The sequence below is a fragment of the Allostreptomyces psammosilenae genome (genome assembly GCF_013407765.1).
GTDB lineage: Bacteria > Actinomycetota > Actinomycetes > Streptomycetales > Streptomycetaceae > Allostreptomyces > Allostreptomyces psammosilenae.
The window spans coordinates 1,889,458-1,908,323 of the sequence record NZ_JACBZD010000001.1; the positions used below are offsets into that span (position 1 = coordinate 1,889,458).

The following is an 18,866-nucleotide window of genomic DNA, read 5'->3' on the forward strand; positions in this document are numbered from 1 at the left end:
GGCCGGACCGGTCACCCCGGAGGAATTTCGGACCGGCGCGTTATCAACTCGCTCGATCCCACACATACACGTGGGAGGTCACGTGACGACAGACGAGGACGAACGAAGGTTCGTCGAGTGGTACGAGGCGTACTACGCCGACATCTCCGCCTACATGCGGCGGCGTCTGCCCGAGGCGCAGGTGGCGGACGCGGTCGCGGACGTCTTCCTGGTGGCCTGGCGGCGCCAGGGGGAGGTTCCCAGGGAGCGTCCCCTGCCCTGGCTCTACGGGGTCGCCCGGAGGACCGTGGCGAACCTGCGGCGCAGGGGCGACCGTTCGCGGGACCTGCTGGAGGTGCTCGGCCGGACCTCGTCCGGAACGTTGCCCGATCCCGCCGGTGAGCTGTCGACGCGGCTCGCGGTGGTTCGGGCCTTCGGGCAGCTCAGCGAGCTCGAGCAGGAGGTCCTGCGGCTGGCCCTGTGGGAGGGGCTGTCCACGCGGGAGGGGGCGAAGGTGCTCTCCTGCGCGCCCGCCACCTACGCGATGCGGCTCCACCGGGCCCGACGCCGGCTGCGGCGGCTCCTGGAGGACGAGCCTTCGGCCGAACCACCCACCCAGCCCCTGCCCACCGTTACGACCGTTCAGTGAGGAGCAACGCGATGGCGATCCGCCACGAGGACATCGAGGAGACGTTCCGAAGCCTGGATCCGGCGCTCGGCGCCGGGGACACCGACGAGCAGCGTGCCGCGCTGCTGCGGCGGGTGCTGGCCACTCCCCGGCAGGCCGCACCGGCGCGGTCCGGCTTCGGCCGGGTGCCGCGGCCGGCCCTGGTGGCCGCGCCGCTGCTGGCGGCGGCCGCGCTGGTGACCACGCTCGCCGTGCCGAACGGCGGTGGGGAGGAGGTGGAGGTGACCGCGCAACAGCACCGGGAGGCGGTGGAACTGCTCGACCGCATCGCCCTGGCGGCGGCCAGCGGGCCGGAGATCGAGGTGCGGGACGACCAGTACGTCTACACCAGGACCGAGGGCGAGCGGGGGACGCCGGACGGGGCGGACCGGATCGAGCGGGACGACTGGCACGCCGTGGACGGCGCCCGGGACGGCTGGCTCAGCGAACGGGTGCTGTCCGGCCCGTCGGCGGGGACCGAACTGGAGAACCTGTCCGGGGTGATCGAGGCGGACCCGAACGCGACCACCTACCGGGAGCTGGAGGCGCTCCCGACCGATCCCGGCGTCCTGCTGGAGTCGCTGTACGCCGCCACGGAGGGCCAGGGCCCGGACCCGCACACGGCCGTGCTGGAGGACATCGGTTCCAAGCTCGCCCAGGCGAGCCTGCTGCCGGACGTCGGCGCGGCCCTGTACCGCGCGGTGGCCGAGGTGCCGGGGGTGGTCGTGGTCGACGACGCCGTCGACGCGGCCGGCCGGCGGGGCGTGGGGCTCGCCTTCGAGGAACCGTCGGGAGAGCGGACCCAGTGGGTCTTCGACCGGGACACCCTGCGGTACCTGGGCTCCGACGAGATCGCGGTGCTGGACGTCGCGGTCGTCGACGAGATCGGTGAGGTGCCCGAGGCGCCGACCCGCTCCGGGCAGCCGCGGGAGGAGACCCCCGCGGCCTGACCCGGCACGCCGAGTGACGGCGGTGGGCGGGGAAGGCCCCACGGCGTGGGTCGCCCCTCCCCGCCCACCGCCCGCCCGTACGCCCGGGCTCCGCCTCCTCCTCGCCGTGCGTGACGCGGTGGAGGCAGCGCACCGGGCTCCCCCGGGTGGACGCGGGCGGGCACCCTCCGGTTGCGCTCCGTGCCTATATGAATACAAATAGGTGTGACGACGCTCCCGCATCGCTTCTCTGCCGGCGGGAGCGGGCAGTGCGACCGTCGCACTGCCGAGTGTCCGAAGGAGAAACCGTCACATGAGCATCAGCCAGCGCATCGCCGTTGTGGCCGTCGGCACCGTCGCCGCCCTGGGCCTCGGCTCCCCGGCCTACGCCGCCGACGCCTTCGAGGACGACAAGGTGGCCATCCTCGACGACACGGTGTTCGTCCAGCAGGTCGACTTCGCCAAGGCCGGCGACGCGCTCGCGGTCGACGGCTTCACCGCGCTCGTCGGCGAGGACACCCTCCTCTTCGAGGACTTCGAGTTCGCCAGCACGGACCTGTTCGACGACGAGCTCGACGACGAGCTCGACGACAAGAAGGACGACGACAAGAAGGACGACGAGAAGAAGGACTGAGCAGCGCCCTTCCGACGGTCGTCACCAACAGCGCCGGTCCCAATCGGTGCGCGGTGTGCGAGGCGGGCCCCCAAGGGGCCCGCCTCGCCCCGTGCCCGGGGGAACCGGCCGGGGTAGCGCGCGGCCCCGACTGGTGCGAGGGTGGATGGTGACCATCACATGCAAAGCTCGTGTCTGGAACGCGTACGCGCGGTGGCCAGGCTCGCAGTCGGCGCCACCCACGACACAGCCGTGGCCCTCTTCCCTGCCTGACCACATCGCTCCCAGCGGGACAGACATTGATCCGGAGGGGATCACCATGTCTCCCACGTCCCCGCCCCTTCTGGGAAACTCCGCCCGGGAAATCGCGAAGGGCACTCTGGTCCCGGTCGAGGTCGCGCCCGCGCAGGGAACGGACGCTGGTTCCGGTGGCCTCGCGAAGTACGTGGCGATCCGGCAACTCGCGCTGACTCCCGGTGAGACCGAACGTGTGCGGGAACGGCTCGGCGCCCCAGGACGTGCACTCCGGGGCGAATACGCGCAGCGCATATCGGCCGAGACCCTCGACCTGCTCGCCGCGTTCGAGGAGCCGCTGGTTCCGGCACTGGTTCCGGACATCGCCGCCGCGGCCGAGGTGCCTTCGTCCGAGCTGAAGACCTTCGCGGGCGAACTCACGGACATGAGGTCCGAACTGCTGAGGAAGGCGCAGGAAACCCGGTCGGAACGGGATGTCGGCCGGTACGCCCAGTCGTTGAACTCCGCCATCGTGGCCCTGCGCGGGCTCGACATCGCGGCCACGACCCCGCCGGTGGGCATGCTCAATCTCGAGCGGATCGAGATGGTTCCCAACGGGATCGAACGCGGCGAACTGGTGTCCACCATCCCGATGGCACCCGGTGAGGAGACTGCCGTCACCCACAAGGAGTGGTCGGTGACCTCCAAGGAATTCACGACGATCGTGACGGACTCGCTCGAAGAGGTGAGCGAGACCGGCGTCACGGACAACACCGACATCTCCCAGTCAACGACGTCCCAGAGCCAGCATTCCAACCAGGTCAACATCACCGGCACGGTCCAGGGCGGGATACCGATCATCTCGGGATCGAGCACGGCCGGTTTCACCGCGCAGGACTCCACGTCCAAGTCCGCGACGGAGAGCATCAAACACGCGCGGGCCACCACGACGAGGGCATCGTCGCGATCGCGACAGGAACACAAGATCACGATCTCGACGAAGACGGAGACCGGAACCTCCGAAACGTCGACCCGCACGCTGAGAAACACCTCCCCCCAACCGATACGCGTCGACTACTTCAGCCTGATGCGCAAGTGGCGCGTACGGATGTACCGGTACGGACTCCGCCTCACCTACGACATCGTCGTGCCGGAGCCCGGCGCGGCAATGCGCCGGGTGTACGCCGAACTGGAGGGCCTGCGCGCGCAGCAGGGCCCCTTCGAGTTCCCGGTCAAGCCTTCCGACATCACGACCACCCTGGTGGACGCGGCCGGAAACCCCGTGGGCCCCGGAGCACCCGGCATACCGAAGTACAAGCGGATCGCCGACCAGTACGGGGCGACAGTCAAACCGTACCCGGCCGAACCCAACCCCGTAACCGGGAGCGGGCGTGCTCCCACGAACGGAGGTTGGTGGTTCCTCGACGTCGAATTCGAGGTTCCCACTTCCACCCGCATCCGCGAGATCCGCCTCGACGGTCAGATCGGAAAGCAGGACGGGGACGAGAACAAGCTGAACTTCGACGTCATCGGCACGGTCATCAGAGCGGAATGGAACAACGTGCCCGGCCCGCTGATCATACGCGACCACAAGCTGATGGCCGCCTCCGGACAGCCGTTCCTCCAAGGGCACACCGGCAAGCAGAAGGTGACCTTCTTCTTCCACCACTCCGACCAGGTCCACGTCCAGCTCACCACCCTCTGCGACCTCACCCAGGAGACCATCGAACAGTGGCGCAACGAGGTCTGGCGCACGATCTTCGACGCCGCACAGGCGAAGTACGTCGCACGTCAACAGGAGATCGCGGCGCAGATCCTGGCGATCGAGGAGCAGTTGGCCAACGTCGACACCCTCACGCTCCGCCGTGAGGAGAACGACGAGATCATGAAGAGCGTGCTGCGCTTCGTCCTCGGGCCCGACTTCGCCTTCATGCCGGACAGCGTGCTCGCCGCTTTCCAGGCCGCGGGCGTCGACCTCGCCCACGGCATCGGATTCGACGAGTCCAAGCTGGGCCTGAGCCAGGAGCAGTGGACACTGCTGAGGCAGCACGAGGATCTGGTCCGCTTCATCAACCAGGCGATCGAGTGGGAGAACGTCGTCACCTTCCTCTACTCGTACTTCTGGGACGTCCCACCCAGTTGGCGGTTCGTCCGCGAACTCCGCCACCCCGATCCCAACCGGCAGGCGTTCCTGCGGGCCGGCAGCGCTCGCATCGTGCTGACCGTGCGAAAGGGCTGGGAGGAGCGCTGGATGCGCTTCACCGAAGGCGGCTCGATCGGAGCACAGATCCCGGAGGAGTATCTCTCGATCGCGCAGGAGATCGCCGCGTACGACGACCGCAACTATCCGGGAATCCCGCCTGCCAACCCCGGGAGGACGGTGGCGCGGTTGCAGGACGCGGTGTACACGACGTGCTCGGCGAACGTCTCCCCGAGTGCCACGCCGGTGACCATCAGGGTCGAGAGCAGTGCCGGGTTCGTGGTCGGTCTGCCCGTCGTCCTCGACGTCGAGGACGAGCGGCACGTCCAGGAGGCGGTACGGGTGACCGCCGTTCCGAGCGCCACGCAGATCACCCTCGAGAGGGTGGGGTTCGCGCACAACGGCACCACAACCCCGTTCGCGGTGCTGCAGCCGGGTGAGAAGGGCGCGCTCATCGCCGAGTGGAACGAGTACACCCCCACCTCCGGCACCGACATCGCGATGACGTCCGACCTTCCCGACATCGCGTGAGCCAGCACTGGGAGGCCCACCATGACGAAGGCCCAGTCCTTCGCCGCCGTCGTGGCACTCCTCGCCAAGGCGGAGGCCCTCCTCGCCAAGGCCGGACAGTCCAAGGTCGAGGACCGACTCCAGACGCTACGCGGCGTGTACTACGGGACGACCTGGTCCCTGGACTACGAGGTCGAGAGCAAGCGCTCCCTCCCCGGGGCGGTGATCCGCAACGCCGGCTTCGTCAGCTACACCGGCCACACCCCCGCCGATCCGCGACCCGCGTTCGCCAGAACCAGCGTGCTCCAGGACCTGAAGGACTCGCAGAGCATCAGGGACGGGGCACGCTCGGTGGACATCGGGCACCTCCTCATCGGCCTGGAGACGCGCACCAGCATCACCCGAGCGCTCGTCTATCCCGAAGGGGGAACAGGACTCGAGGTCGTGACCTGGCTCGGGGACCTCGGCGGCGGAGCGGCCAATCTGGCTCGCCGCCGCGCCAAGGACCCCGCCGCCAACGTCGAGGTGGTGTTCCACAACGCCAGCTCCGACTACGGCGTCACCGACAACCTGGAGGGCGACGCCGCCGCGTACATGGTTGCCGCCGGAACGAACCCGGGCGGCCCGCCCGCCCTCGGCGGCACGGTCAGCGACGCGGTCAAGGCATACCTCATCCCCGCCACATCGAGCGGTTGGACGAAACGGGCGGCGGGATTCTCCACCGCCATCGGGGCGACCGTCGCCCCGACCGGCATCACCAACGCCGCGACGCTCACCACCAGTCTCACGAAGAAACTCACCGACTTCGGCTACTGGTACGCGGCGACCCGTTGGTTGCCGACCGGGGAACTCGTCGGCCGCAGCGCCGCGCGGACCTGCGAGCACATGGAGGGAGCCGCGAAGGAGATAGCCACGGTGTTCGTGGCGACCCTGTCACGGAACATCACCGCGCCCAACACGCCGATCAAGGCCACTCCCCCGTACCCGCCGCCCAGCTCGGCAGGCGTCTGCAACAGCAGGCTGCTGCAGTTGGCCGCGCTGGCGGGCAACTGAGCGGGGCGCGGGGCTACTCGCCGGGGAGCAGCCCGCGGGCCCGGGCGAAGTCGGACCAGAAGGACTCGTCGCCCTCGGACAGGGCGCGCATGACGGTCCGCCAGCGGTCCAGCGCGCCGTCGCGTGCCCACGGCGTGGCCTCGGTGGGTGAGTGGAACTGGCCCCAGTGCGGGACCGCGGCGAACTCGCGCACCACCTCGCCGAGACGGGCCCGGAAGGCGTCGTTCCCCCGCAGGCCGCGGAAGGTGTAGATCTCCACGTGGCAGGTGCGGTCGAACCTCTGCATGGCGAGGGTCGCCCGGGAGCGCGCCGTGAAACGCAGGTTGAGGTTGGCGATGAGCGCGTCGGGGCCGGCGCGCAGCCCGCCGATCACCGACAGCAGCCGGTCGACGAAGGCGACGGCACGGGAGGCCGGCACGGCGTACTCGTGGCTCTCCACCAGCCGCTCGGTCTCGTCGTGGTTCTGCGAGCCGTCTTCGGCGCTGTCGGGCTGCCCCGTCATGACGCGGAAGCTCGGCCCGACGGTCGTGCCCTCCGGCCGTTGCTGTGCGGTGAGCGTGCTCTGCAACCGGTCCACCAGGGCGCGGCCGGGTACCACGAAGGCACCGATGGCCCACAGGAGGTTGATCGCGGTCGGCAGGACGTCCGCGACGCGGCGGGGGTCGTGCGGGTCGACGGCCGCGAGGTTCAGTTCGAGCAGCAGCCGGTGCGCGTCCTCCACCGGGCGCAGGGCCTGTTCCGTGCGCTGCGCGGCGAGCACCGGACCCGCGACGGGAACGGCCAGCAGGGCCCCGATCTCGGCGGTGGTGCGGGCGACGTAGGCGCCGATCGCCGCGGGCAGGACGCCCAGCGCGCCGGGACCGACCAGGCCGACCGCGGCGGCGACCGCTCCCACCGAGGGCGCGGCGGAGGCGGCCGGCAGGCGCACCGGCTCGGTGGTCTCCTCCCGCACCACCACCCGGCAGCTGTGGTCGGCGGGGTTGACGTTGATCTCCAGGTAGCGGGGGCGCCGGTCGGGGAGGGAGAGGTCCGCGACGCGCCGCTGGGCGCGCGACCACGGCTCGGCCGTGGTGGTCGACCGCAGCCGGAAGGCGGGCCGGCACTGCAGGACCACGGAGTAGATCACCCCCGCGCAGCCCATGGCGACCAGGGCGGCGTTGAACCACTGGTCGTCCCAGACCTGGCGCAGCGACGGGTCCAGCGCGCCGCGGGCCTTCGCCCGGTCGATTCCCTCCCGGGTGGTGAGGGGGGCGGTGGCCGGTTCGATCCACCACTGCCGCCCGCCCGCGCCCACCAGGTGGATGGCGCGGACCGCGTCGGCTATCGGGGGCAGCGACACGTCCGAGCCGTGCACACCGGTGCTCAGCACGCCCGCCAGGGACTGCCCCCGGCTTCCGCCCAGGGTGGGCAGGGCCAGCCCCAGCCGGTCGAGGCGGCGGTTGAGCTCGTGGACCTTGATGCCGGCCTCGACGTGGACCAGGTGGCGGTCCCGGCGCCCGGGCTGGTCGTCCAGGGCGTCCGGCAGCACGCCCTGGAGGACCTCGCCCAACCCGGAGGTGTCGATCAGTGAGCGGGTGCCGGCGTCGACCGCGCAGTCGGTGAAGGACCAGCCGCTTCCCGCGACGCCGACGCGCGGGCCGGCCCTGCGTACCGCGCTGACCAGTTGGGCGAGGTCGGTGGGGCGGGCGGTGGGCAGGGACCGGCGGATGTTGCGGTGCCAGTTGACGAACTCGGTGCGGACGAACCGGGGGGTGTCCTCCGGCGCGTCCCACGGCTTGACCACGAGCAGTTCCCGGCGGTCCCGACGGGTGAACGAACCGGCGCCGGCGATGACGTCGCCGCTCGCCAGCCGCCAGTCGCCCAGCGCGGCGCCGTAGGGGTGGAGGGCGCGGCAGCGGAAGCGGTGGTCCGCGTCGAGGCCCAGCACGCCGATGCCCCAGGGGCTCCGGACGACGAAGTCCGCGCCGCCGTCGCCGGTCAGGTCGCCGGCCGGCAGCAGGTGGTTGACCGCCGGGTCGACCAGCCAGCCGTCGATCCGGCTGCCGTTGGCGGCGAAGGCCCGCCGCTCCAGCCGGTTCCCGGCCAGGCCCAGCACGTGCAGGCCCCGGTGGTCGTTGACCACGATCTCCTCCGCCCCTCCCGGGCGCAGCAGGTCGGCCCCCGGGAACGTGCCGGGGCCCACGAGGTAGCCGGACAGGTTCTCGCCCGTCCGGTGCACGGCGAGCGGGACGAGGCCGCCGTCCTGCGGCTTCAGCACGGCGATCCCGGTGCGGCCGGTGACCAGGAGCTCGTCCCGGCCGTCACCGTCGAGGTCGGCGATGAGGCGGACCTGGTCGGTGTCGGTGCGCAGGGTCCACCCTCCCAGCCGGGTGCCGGTGGGGACCATCACCAGGTGGGTGCCGCGGGCCAGGGAGATGACGCCCAGCCCCCAGGGGCTGGTCAGCACCATGGCCTGGCGGGCGTCCGTGCCGAAGCGGCCGGTGCCCCAGAAGTGGTTGTCCTCGGTGCTGAGGACCCAGCCGCCGAGGCGGGTCCCGTTGGGGTGCAGCCGCGACGACGTGAGGCCGGTCTCGGTGCGCGACAGGGCGGCCATGCCGGTGCCGCTCCACACCAGCAGTTCCGGGTTGGCGGAGCCGGTGAGGTTGGCGGCGGCCATGACGCGGTCGCGCCCCGGCCGTGTGGTGGCGTCGTAGCGCCACTCGCCGAACACGGTGTCGCGCGCGGCGCCGAAGGGACAACGGAAGGCACGGCCGTCGTGCTGGAGGATGCCGACGCCCCAGTCGCTGGTGATGACGGCCTCGCTGCGGCCGTCCCCGTCGAGGTCGGCGACGGCGCGGACGTGGTGGTGGGTCGGGTGGAGGTTCCAGCCGTCGATCCACCGCCCGCGCGGATGGACGGCGCGGGCGACCAGGCCGTCGTCAAGCCCGAGAACCCCGAGCGCGGTCATCTCGTCCCCCGTCCGCCATGATCCGCCCCTCGAAGAACACGAGTTCTTCACAGGTGATCGTGCCGTGGGGCACCCCCGCTGTCCATCGACCGGCATCCCCGAGCCGGACACGGAGCGGATCGGCCGCGGACGGCGGCGCGGCCGAGCGGATCGGCCCCCGGACCGGCCCGAGGCGGGCACGGCCGGCGCGGTTGCGCAACGGCGGACGCTACCGGCCAGGGCGGAAAACGGCGCGACACGGCACCCCGCCGGCGACAGACTGGCCCGCGATGACTTCTCTCACTTGGGACGAACCCGGCCGGCCGGAGGAGGGCTCCGCTCTCGCCGGGAGGCTGGTCGAGGAGCTCTCCGCGCTGCCCCACCCCGCGGCGATGCGTCAGGCCGCAGAGCACGCCCGCGCCCTCGCGGGGCGCGGCGGGGCCGGAGGGCCCACCACCGGGAGCGCGGGCGGGGACGGTGATCCGCTCGGCGCGCTGATCGACGAGCTGCTGGCCGGCGGCGCCTACCACCGGAGCGTCGCTCTCCACATGGTCGTCGCCGCCCGCCGGGGCGACGTGGCGGAGCGTCTGCTGGCGGCCGCGGAGCCGCGCGAGCAGGCGCTGGCGCTGCCCCTGCTCGGCCGGGTGCCCGTGGCCCCCGAGGCGCTGCTGCCCATGCTGCCGGACGCGCCGCCGGAGCTGCGCCGCCGGCTGTACCGCACGCTGCGACGGCGGCGTCTGACCGGGCACGCCGACGCGGTCGTCGAGCGCGTGCTGGGCCTCCACGGCGAGACGGACGCCGCCGCCCTGCTGCCGGCCTGCGGCCCGGCCACCGTCGCCCGGCTGCTGCCGCGACTGGACTTCTCCGGCCGCACCTGGCGCGCCCTGGCCCGGCACCATCCGGGCCTGCTGCTGGAGCGGGCCGAGCGCGAGCTGGAGCGGACGCCGGAGCCGCTGCGACCGCTGTGGTGGTTGCGGCACGGCCCCGCGGTGGCCACCGCGGCCCGCACCGACCCCGGCCGGATGCTGCGCCTGCTGGGGCGGGCGCCCGGCTGGGGCCGGGTGGGCACCGTGGAGGTGTCCGTCCCGTTGGCCGCCGCGCTGCGGGCGGACCCGGAGGGCACCCTGGACTGGCTCGCCGACCACCCCGTGCACCTGCGCGACGCCTTCCGCGGCGGGCCCGGCCGGGCGGCACGGTACCGAAGGGGGGCGGGGCGGACCGCCCGGTTCGGCGGTGCCCGCACACCGGTGGCGCGGTCGGGACTTCCCGGGACGCTTCGCGCGGCGCTGCGCGAGCTGCCCGACGCCGCGCTGCGGCGCCTCGGCGGCCTGCTGCGGGAGCACCGGATCGCGGCGGGCGTGCTGACCGACGCGCTCGCCGCGCTGCCGCCGGCCCGCCGCGCCGTGCTGTACCACGCGGCCCTGCCCGAGCACGGCCTGGCGGACGGCTTCTCACCCCACGACAGGCTGCTGGGCCTGCTCCCCCGCCAGGAGGCCGAGGCCGCCGCCCGACGGTGGATCGCCCACGAGGCCGCCCGGGGCGAGGAGGAGTCGCTGCACCTGCGGTCCTGGCTGCCCTGGCCGCAGGCCCGCGCCGCGCTGTCGGCGGCGACCGCCGATCCTGACGCGGAGGCCCGCGCCCTCGCCTGGGGCCGCCTGCTCGTGGCCGCCGCCCGCGCCGGCGGCCCGGATCCGCTCGAGGAGTCCCTGACGCTGGCCGCGGGACGGCTGCGCAACGAGCGGGATCCGGTGCGCCGGGAGGCCCTCGGTACCCTGGCCGACGCGCGGCGTGCCGCCTTCCACGACGTCCACGTGCCGGCTCTGGACCGGCTGTGCCGGGACGCGCTGGAGGCCAGGGACTGCTCGTCGGAGACGGTCTCCGTGGTCGGCCGGCTGGCCGGGCGGCACCTGTCGGCCGACGCGCCGCCCGCCCTGCGGGACTGGGCCGGCCGGACGCTGTGCCAATTGGTCACCCTCCACGGGCCCGCCGCCCTCGGCCACCCGGCCGTCGGCCGGCGCACGCGGATCATGGGCGAGCCGGACGCCAGGGTGCTCTGGTCCGCCCTGCGGCCCTGGGTGGTGGAGGCGGCCGCACGCGGGCGGTACGGGCCGCTGTTCGAGGTGGCCGGGCGGATCGGGCCACGGTCGAGGGCGGCGCTCGCCGAGGTCGAGGCACTGCTGGAGGACGCCTGCCGCGCGCCGCGGGAGCAGGACCGTGCCACGGCGATCCGGATGTGGCTGGAGCCGCGTCCCACGCGCGACGAGCGGGTGGCCCGGGTCCTGGCCGAGGACCCCTCCAGCATCGTGCTGCCACCGGTGTGGGAGGTGGTGCGGCGTCGTCGTGTCGACCTGCTGGACGCGGCCCTCGGCGACGGCGTCCCACCCGGCGCGTTCCGGCACGGCCGACCGGACTGGCGCCCCTGGGCGGGCCGGGAGCACCACCGCTGGCCGCCGGCCCGGCAGCACGCCTACCGCCGACTGCTGCTCTCCCTCGCCGGCGGCTCCGGGGCCGGGGCGCCGGCCACCCGGACACGCGCCATCGAGGAACTCGGCCACGTCCCCGACGACGGCTTCGAACTGCTGCGGCCCTTCCTCGACGACGAACGGGTACCGGTCGCCGAGGCGGCCCTGGCCGCGCTGGCCCGCGTCGACGCCGCGGAGCCCGCCCTGGACGCCCTGCTCCCCCACCTCGACGGCGACCGCGCGCGTGTCGCCGCCCACGCCGCCGCCCGCTGCGCCCGGCGGGTGCGCCCCTCCCGGCTGACCGCCGCACTGCTGCCGCTGGTCGACGGCGGCCGGCCGGCCGAGGTCACCTCCCGCAAGGAGGCCGTCCGCCTGCTCGCCGGCAGCTCCGCCCCCCGGGCCCTGCCCGCGGTGCTGGCGGTGCTGGGCGACGACGGGCAGCACCCGGACGTGCGGGCCGCCGCTGTGGAACGGTTGCGTCGCCACTCGGACCGCCCGGAGGTCCAGGCGGTGCTGCGCGCGGCCGTCGAGGTGCCCGCGGTGGCCTCGGCCGTCCTGACGGTCCGTCCGCTGGAGGTGCCACGCGGCACGGAGGCGTTCTGGGCGCGGCTGATCTGCGCGGTGATGTCCTCCTCCGTCGCCCGACTGCGGCACCGCGCGGTGCGCGCGCACGCCACCGGCCGCTGGGCCACCGCGCATCCGCGATCCACCTCCACCCTCGCCGACCTGCTGATCGCCGAGCACGGCGATCCGGGCGAGGCGGCGGCGATCGCCGCGGCACTGGTCCAGGCCGCCGTGGACGGGGGCGCTCCGGGGGCGCTGGGCCAGGTGGTGCGGCGGCTCGCGCACGCCGACGAGGAACTGCCGGAGCCACCCGCCGGCGGCGCCGGCTCCGTCCCCACCGTCGAGGAGCCCCGCCGCCGCGCCGAGGAGCGGCCGGCCCGGCGGGCGGTCGAGGCCGTGGTCGCGGCACTGCGCCTGGACCTGGGCGGGGTGGGCGCGGCCCGCACGGATCACCTCCGCGAGGTCCTGGACGCCCTGCGGGAGTTCCCCACCTACCACCGGCACACGGTGCAGCTCGGCGTCGCGGCGCTGGACACCGACGACCCCGGGGCCCTCCGCGACGGTCTGCTGCGGCTGGTGGACGAGGCGGGCCCGCACCCGCTGCGGCTCCACGCGCTGCTGACGACCGTTCGCGACTGGGTGGTCGCCGCCCGCCGGCTGCGCACCCCGCCCACCGACGAGACGCTGTCCGTCTCGGTGACCGCGCTGGTGGACCGGGGCACCCCGGACGCCGCCCTGCTGGCGGTCACCCTCATCACCGACACCACGGGCCCCAACGTGCCACCCACGACGCTCGCCCAGCTGCGCCGCCTGCGCGCCCACCCCGACCCGGAGGTGCGAGGGCTGGCCCGAGACGTGCCCCTGTTCACCTGACGCCCCGCGGCGGGCGGGGCAACCGGACACGGCGCTTGGCCGCCCCCAGCGGCCGCGGCCACCTGGGCGACGCCGAGGTGGCCGCGCCGCGAGCACCGTCGAAGGCCGAAAGGGCGCTGGCTGGGGATCACCCACGGGCCGGAGGATGTTCCCCATGCGACACACCGGGACACCCAGCTGGCGGATGCGGATCGACAACCCCCGATCGTTGGTGATCGCGCTGTTCGTCCGCGACCGGGCAGGCTTACGAGCGCGCACGGACCCCGTGGTGCCCCCGCTCTCTCCCACCGTGGAGGCGCTTCCGCCCCTGGCTTCGCGGACCGACCCCGCCGCCACCGAACAGTGGGAGCGGTGGTGGGCGGCAGAACTGGGCCGCGACGACGCCTCCGAAGAGGCCCTCTCCCCGCCCGACTTCCCCCAGCTCCATGACGGCCCGCAGTTGGCCGCCCTGGTGCGCGAATGCTACGACGACGCAGAGCGCTGGAGCCGCCGGCGTCGCGAGGACCACGTCCGGTCGGAGAAGGAACGCCTCCACCGGCTGGCGGAGACCAACGTCGTGCAAGCCGTGGAGAGCGAACTGGGCCGCCCCGCCCGCCCCTTCGACCTGCGAATCGTGGAACTGCCCCTCGCCGGCGAGGTGGGTTGGCAGGTCACGCCCACTCACGTGGTGGCCAGCCACGCCCTGAGAAACAACTCCAGGGCATACGACCGGTGGCTCACCGGGATCGTCCGCACGCTGGCCTGACTCGGCGGCGAGCAGGTGGTTGGGCGCCGGTGCGCTCGCGCCGATGGGTGTGAGCCATGTCACATGGGGTTCCTGTCAGGAATCGGGGAGCCGTTCCGCTCAAGTCGCCGAGAGCAAGCGAACGGACGGGAGCACCCCATGAAGCACCGCATCGTCGTCCTCGGGGCCGGCTACGCCGGGGCCTACGTGGCCGGGAACCTGGCCCGCCGGCTGTCCCCGGCGGACACCGAGATCACCGTGGTCAACGCCGTGCCGGACTTCGTCCAGCGGCTGCGGCTGAACCAGCTGGCGGCCGGCCGGGACATCGAGGCCCCGCGGCTCGCCGACGTCTTCGCGGGCACGGGGATCCGGCTGCGCGTGGCCCGGGTCACCGCCATCGCCCCCGAGCGCCGGGCCGTCGCCGTGGCCGACGCCGACGGCGGCGGCGAGCTCGGCTACGACACGCTCGTGTACGCGCTCGGCAGCCACGGCGACAACCACGCCGTCCCCGGCGTGGCCGAGCACGCCTTCGACGTCGCCGCCCGGCCATCGGCGCTGCGGCTGCGCGAGCGCCTGGACGACCTGGGCCGGCGGGGCGGAGACGGGAGTGTGGTGGTCGTCGGCGACGGGCTGACCGGGATCGAGACCGCCACCGAGATCGCCGAGGCCCGGCCCGGCCTGTCGGTGTCGCTGATCGCCCGCGGCGAGCTGGGCGCCCGGCTCTCCGCCGGGGCCCGCGGCCACCTGCGCCAGGCGTGCGACCGGCTGGGCGTCACCGTGCTGGAGCACACCAGTGTCGAAGCCGTCGAGGAGACGCGGGTGCTGTGCGCCGACGGCACCGCCCTGGCGTCCGACGCGACCGTGTGGACGGCCGGGTTCGCGGTCAGCCCCATCGCCGCCGCCGGCGGGCTGGAGGTCACCGAGCACGGCCGGATCGTCGTCGACCGCACCATGCGGTCGGCCTCGCACCCGGACGTCTACGCCGTCGGCGACAGTGTCCACGCCATCGGCGACAACGGCCTTCCGCTGCCGATGTCCTGCGGCTCGGCCGGCTACACCGGCCGGCAGGCCATCGAGGCGATCGTGGGACGCCTGACCGGCCGCGAGATCGCGAACGTCAAGCTGGTCTACCAGTACAACGCCATCAGCCTCGGGCGGCGGGACGGGATCTGGCAGTCGGTCGACCAGGAAGGGCGGGCGAAGCCGAAGTACATGGGCGGGCGGAAGGCCGCGCGGATCAAGGCGGCCATCGAGCGGGGGTCGCTGTGGGGCACCTCGCACCCGACCTTCGGCGTGCCCAGGCGCAGGCGCCGTCTGGCCGCTGCGGCGGACGCCTCCGCCGAGATGGTGACCGCGTAGCCGCCTAGGGTGTTCCGCGTGGACAGCACCGCCACCGATCGCTTCGACACCAGTCGGTTCGAGGCCAGCCGGAACCGGCTGGCCTCGCTGGCGTACCGGCTGCTGGGCTCCGCCGCCGACGCCGAGGACGCCGTGCAGGACGCGTTCCTGCACTGGCAGGCCGCCGACCGGCAGCGGATCAGGGTGCCGGAAGCATGGCTGACCAAGGTCGTCACCAACCTGTGCCTCGACCGGCTCCGCTCGGCACAGGCCCGCCGCGAACGCGCCGTCGGCGCCTGGCTGCCCGAACCGCTCCTCGACGGCGACCCGATGCTCGGCCCGGCCGACACCTTCGAGCAGCGCGAATCGGTCTCCCTGGCCATGCTGACCCTCCTGGAGCGGCTGTCCCCCCTCGAGCGGGCCGTCTACCTCCTGCGCGAGGCGTTCTCCTACGGCCACGCCGAGATCGCCGGGATCCTCGACATCACCGAGGCCGCGAGCCAGCAGCACCTCCACCGGGCACGGCGCCGCATCACCGCCGCGGGCCGCCGCGGCGGCGAGGTCGACGCGGCGTCCGCCCGCAGGATCGTCGAGGAGTTCCTCGCCGCCGCCTCCTCGGGCCGCACCGAACGGCTCGTGGCGCTGCTCACCGACGACGCGACCGCGATCTCCGACGGCGCCGGCCTGACCGAGCGGCTGATGCGGTTCGACACGCCGCGGCGCATCGCCGCCGTGGCGCGCGCCGGCTTCAAGCCCACGTCCGTGCAGCGGCGGCTGGCCGGCGGCACGCCCGCCATCCACTACGCGCTGGTCAACGGCGCCCCCGCCATCCTCTTCGTGGTCGGCGAGCAGGTCATCGGCACCGTGGCGTTCGAGATCGCGGGTGGCAGGATCGCGACCGTGGTCGGCGTCGCCGACCCCGCCCGCCTGGTCCGCCTCAGCGAGGCCTGGCGGCGGCACGAACCGGACGCCCCGCTCGTCACCCGGTGGTGACCCGACGCCGACCGCGACCGGGCGCAGCACCGCACCCGGGCCGCGATGACTACAGTCGCCCGCATGACAGCACCAGTGCTCCAGGCGGTCGAGGCGACCGGGACCACCTGGGACGACCCGACCGAGGAACAGCTGCACGACCTGCTCGCCGACATGAGCCTCACCTGGCGGTTCGTCATCGTGCGGCGGCTCGACCTGGAACCCGCGGACCAGCACTACATGCAGGTGTACCTCAACGACGACCTGAGCTACCAGGTGGAGTACCGCGAGGGAGGTCCGGACCGGCACTTCCAGGCGTGGGTACCCCGCGGGCACGAGGTCTTCGCGGTGGAACCGGTCGCCGAGGTGCTCGCGGCCTGGGCCTTCGGGCGCCCGGGGTGGCGCGAGGCCCTCTCCTGGGTCCCGTGGTCACCGGAGGAGCCGTGCGCCCGCCACCACCCCGGGTCCGAGCCGCGCGCCACCGGCGGCACCGGGACGGGCGGCACCACGAGCTGAGGCGACCGGTCCGGCGGCATCGGCCGGGTCAGTCCTCGCCGACCACGGTGAGGTCGTCCCCCAGGGCGGCGGCGATCTCGGCGGCGCGAGAGTGGTCGTCCAGCCGGCGGGTCAGGTAGGCGCAGCCGTGGCGGTTCCTCGTGGACCACCAGGCGGCCGAGCCGCCGATGCCGCCCTTGGCGATCTTTCCCCGGTCCCGCACGAAGCCCAGCGTCCACGTGATCCGGGTGCCGAAGACCTCGTCGTGGTCGGTGACCTGGGAGGCGAGGAGGTCGTCGTGGAGTTCGGCTCCCAGCAGCCGGCGCACCGGTCCGTCGTCGCCGGTGAGGTCGGCGAAGAAGGCGGCCATGGCGGTGGCGGTGGTGTGCAGGTTGACCGCTCCGAAGAGCGCCTGACGGAAGGGGCGGGAGTTCGTCCGGCCGACGTCCAGGGCGCCCGCGGGGATCCGCAGCCACGGGGCCGCGTGGAGGCGCCGCGGCCAGTCCGGGTGGGCGTACTCGAGGTCGGCGACGCGCGCCAGTTCCTGGTCCGGCACCCCGAACCAGGCGTCCAGGCCGAGCGCCGGGCGGACCACGTCGTGGTACAGCTCCCGCAGGGTGGTGCCGGCGCCCGCCCGCACGATGCCGTCGACCAGGTGCCCGTAGGTCAGGGCGTGCTCCCCCAAGGAGGTGCCCGGCGGGTACTCCGGGGCCGCGCTGACCAGCGACGCCCGCAGTCCTTCGTCGTCCAGGAGGTCGAGGCCCGCGGCCGCGTCCGGGAAGCGCGGCTGGCCCGCGCGGTGGGTGAGCACCTGGCGCAGGGTGGTGGTCTCCTTGCCCCTGACCCCGTACTCGGGCCAGTAGGTGGCGACCGGCTCGTCCAGGGACAACGCGCCGTCACGGACGGCCACCAGAGCGGCGAGGGTGACGAACGTCTTCGACAGCGAGTACGGCATCACCAGCGTGTCCGCCCGCCAGGGGCGCAGCCGGCCGACGTCCTGCCACCCGCCGCTCAGCCGGACGACCTCCCGTCCCTCCCGCCACACCGACACCCCGGCACCGGTCTCCCGACCGTCGTCCACCAACCGCTGGAAGACCTCGCGGACCGCCTCGTAGCCCTCCGCGACGAACCCCTCGACCCGCACCCGTACCGCCTCCCCGCTCCCGCACGGCCCGTCAGAACGCCGCCGCGCACAGCTCCCAGCCGCGCGTCCGGCACCAGACGGCCCACCTGACGTGCCCGAAACTATACCGGGGTAGGGTAGGTCGGCAACGGGCCGTCGGGCTCCACGCGTGCGTGACGCCGCCGCCGTGCCGCCCGCGGAGCCCGGTGGCCCGCTACGTGTGCGCCAGGACGCGGTCGAGCGCCGCCCGGCCCGCCGGTCCCCACGCCGGCTTGCCACCGGGAAGACCCCGCTCCCCCGCCTGGCCCATGAGGATGAGGAAGAGGCCCTTGGCGGCGGCCAACCCTCGTGCGCGCCGGATCATCGCCTGGTCCACGCCACCGTACGCGTCGAAGAACCGTGCCGCCGCGCCCTCGGGAAGGAGGACCCACGCCGCCGCGAGATCGACCGCCGGATCGCCGGCGCACATGTCACCGAAGTCGATCACGCCCGTGAGCGTCCCGTCCGAGACGACGACGTTCGCCGGATGGAGGTCGCCGTGCAGCCACCTCGGCGCGCCCTGCCATTCGGGGGCCGCGAGGGCCTGGCTCCAGACCTCCCGGACCATCCCGAGGTCGGCCGTACCGCCCCCGGCGGCGACTTCCTCCAGCATCCTGTCGAAACCGTCCGCGAGCCGGTTGAGGGGGACGCCGCGGTCCTGACTGACCGGCGCCTCGGCGGGCGCCTCCACATGGAGCGCCCTGAGGAAGCCCGCCAACGCCTCGGCCGCGCGGTCGTGGCTGATCGGGGCGCGGTCCGCCGGTTCCCCGGGAACCCACGTCGCGATGGTCCACGGCCGCGGGAAGCGCGCGGACGGTTCACCGATCCGCAGGGGCGTCGGGACCGGGAGGGGAAGGCGCGGGGCGAGGGTCGGCAGCCACCGGTGCTCCTTGCGCAGCAGGGAGGGCGCTCGCTCCGTGCGCGGCATGCGCACCGCCAACTCCTCCCCCAGGCGCCACAGTTGGTTGTCCCAACCGCCGACCACCTCACGCACGTCCAAGCCCGCGAGGTCGGGATGCTGCTCCCGTACCAGGGAGCGCACCAGGGCGTGATCGATCTCGAAGCCGTCCATGGCACCACTCAACCACGCCTGCGCTGGCAGAGGACGCCAGCGCTGGCAGAGGACGCGGAGGTGCGCCTAGCCTGGAGTGGACGAGCCCCTGGC

The 18,866-nt window shown here is 73.7% G+C and carries 13 protein-coding genes; 10 read left to right on the forward strand and 3 right to left on the reverse strand.

The features are described from left to right. The first annotated feature begins 82 nt into the window (after nucleotides 1–82). From FHU37_RS07560 to FHU37_RS07580, 5 genes are all read left to right on the forward strand, one after another. Nucleotides 83–628 carry an RNA polymerase sigma factor gene (locus FHU37_RS07560; protein ID WP_179813434.1) on the forward strand — a complete coding sequence of 182 codons (546 nt, stop codon included), beginning with the start codon at nucleotides 83–85 and terminating at the stop codon, nucleotides 626–628. Nucleotides 629–639: 11 nt separating this feature from the next. Continuing rightward, nucleotides 640–1,596, forward strand: a complete 957-nt coding sequence (locus FHU37_RS07565) for a CU044_5270 family protein (RefSeq protein WP_179813435.1) — start codon at nucleotides 640–642, stop codon at nucleotides 1,594–1,596. A 292-nt stretch (nucleotides 1,597–1,888) separates the two neighbouring features. Continuing rightward, nucleotides 1,889–2,209, forward strand: coding sequence for a hypothetical protein (locus tag FHU37_RS07570; protein WP_179813436.1), 321 nt, complete (start codon nucleotides 1,889–1,891; stop codon nucleotides 2,207–2,209). A gap of 298 nt (nucleotides 2,210–2,507) precedes the next feature. After that, on the forward strand, nucleotides 2,508–5,153 hold the full coding sequence (locus FHU37_RS07575; RefSeq protein WP_179813437.1) for a hypothetical protein: 2,646 nt from the start codon (nucleotides 2,508–2,510) through the stop codon (nucleotides 5,151–5,153). A gap of 21 nt (nucleotides 5,154–5,174) precedes the next feature. Beyond that, nucleotides 5,175–6,185: a hypothetical protein gene (locus FHU37_RS07580; RefSeq protein WP_179813438.1), complete on the forward strand. Its 1,011-nt coding sequence runs from the start codon at nucleotides 5,175–5,177 to the stop codon at nucleotides 6,183–6,185. Nucleotides 6,186–6,198: 13 nt separating this feature from the next. Here FHU37_RS07580 and FHU37_RS07585 read toward each other — a convergent pair whose 3' ends face one another. Next, nucleotides 6,199–9,132, reverse strand: coding sequence for an FAD-binding protein (locus FHU37_RS07585; protein WP_179813439.1), 2,934 nt, complete (start codon nucleotides 9,130–9,132; stop codon nucleotides 6,199–6,201). 269 nt (nucleotides 9,133–9,401) lie between these two features. Between FHU37_RS07585 and FHU37_RS07590 the strand changes: the two genes are divergently transcribed. The 5 genes from FHU37_RS07590 (at nucleotide 9,402) to FHU37_RS07610 (ending at nucleotide 16,560) form a co-directional block, all read left to right on the forward strand. Then, nucleotides 9,402–13,010 (forward strand): hypothetical protein, encoded by a 3,609-nt coding sequence (locus FHU37_RS07590; RefSeq protein WP_179813440.1) that lies wholly within the window; start codon nucleotides 9,402–9,404, stop codon nucleotides 13,008–13,010. Nucleotides 13,011–13,164: 154 nt separating this feature from the next. Continuing rightward, entirely contained in the window at nucleotides 13,165–13,755 is a 591-nt protein-coding gene (locus FHU37_RS07595; protein ID WP_179813441.1) for a hypothetical protein, read from the forward strand. A gap of 138 nt (nucleotides 13,756–13,893) precedes the next feature. Beyond that, on the forward strand, nucleotides 13,894–15,093 hold the full coding sequence (locus FHU37_RS07600) for an NAD(P)/FAD-dependent oxidoreductase (protein ID WP_179813442.1): 1,200 nt from the start codon (nucleotides 13,894–13,896) through the stop codon (nucleotides 15,091–15,093). Nucleotides 15,094–15,111: 18 nt separating this feature from the next. Next, nucleotides 15,112–16,065 (forward strand): sigma-70 family RNA polymerase sigma factor, encoded by a 954-nt coding sequence (locus FHU37_RS07605; RefSeq protein ID WP_179813443.1) that lies wholly within the window; start codon nucleotides 15,112–15,114, stop codon nucleotides 16,063–16,065. 63 nt (nucleotides 16,066–16,128) lie between these two features. Beyond that, on the forward strand, nucleotides 16,129–16,560 hold the full coding sequence (locus tag FHU37_RS07610) for a hypothetical protein (protein ID WP_246449668.1): 432 nt from the start codon (nucleotides 16,129–16,131) through the stop codon (nucleotides 16,558–16,560). A 28-nt stretch (nucleotides 16,561–16,588) separates the two neighbouring features. On the opposite strand, the gene FHU37_RS07615 is transcribed toward FHU37_RS07610, so the two are convergent. Both FHU37_RS07615 and FHU37_RS07620 read right to left on the reverse strand, forming a co-directional pair. Further along, nucleotides 16,589–17,683 (reverse strand): serine hydrolase domain-containing protein, encoded by a 1,095-nt coding sequence (locus tag FHU37_RS07615; protein WP_179813444.1) that lies wholly within the window; start codon nucleotides 17,681–17,683, stop codon nucleotides 16,589–16,591. Between the two features lie 193 nt (nucleotides 17,684–17,876). Beyond that, nucleotides 17,877–18,773, reverse strand: a complete 897-nt coding sequence (locus FHU37_RS07620) for an aminoglycoside phosphotransferase family protein (protein ID WP_179813445.1) — start codon at nucleotides 18,771–18,773, stop codon at nucleotides 17,877–17,879. Nucleotides 18,774–18,866 lie beyond the last annotated feature (93 nt).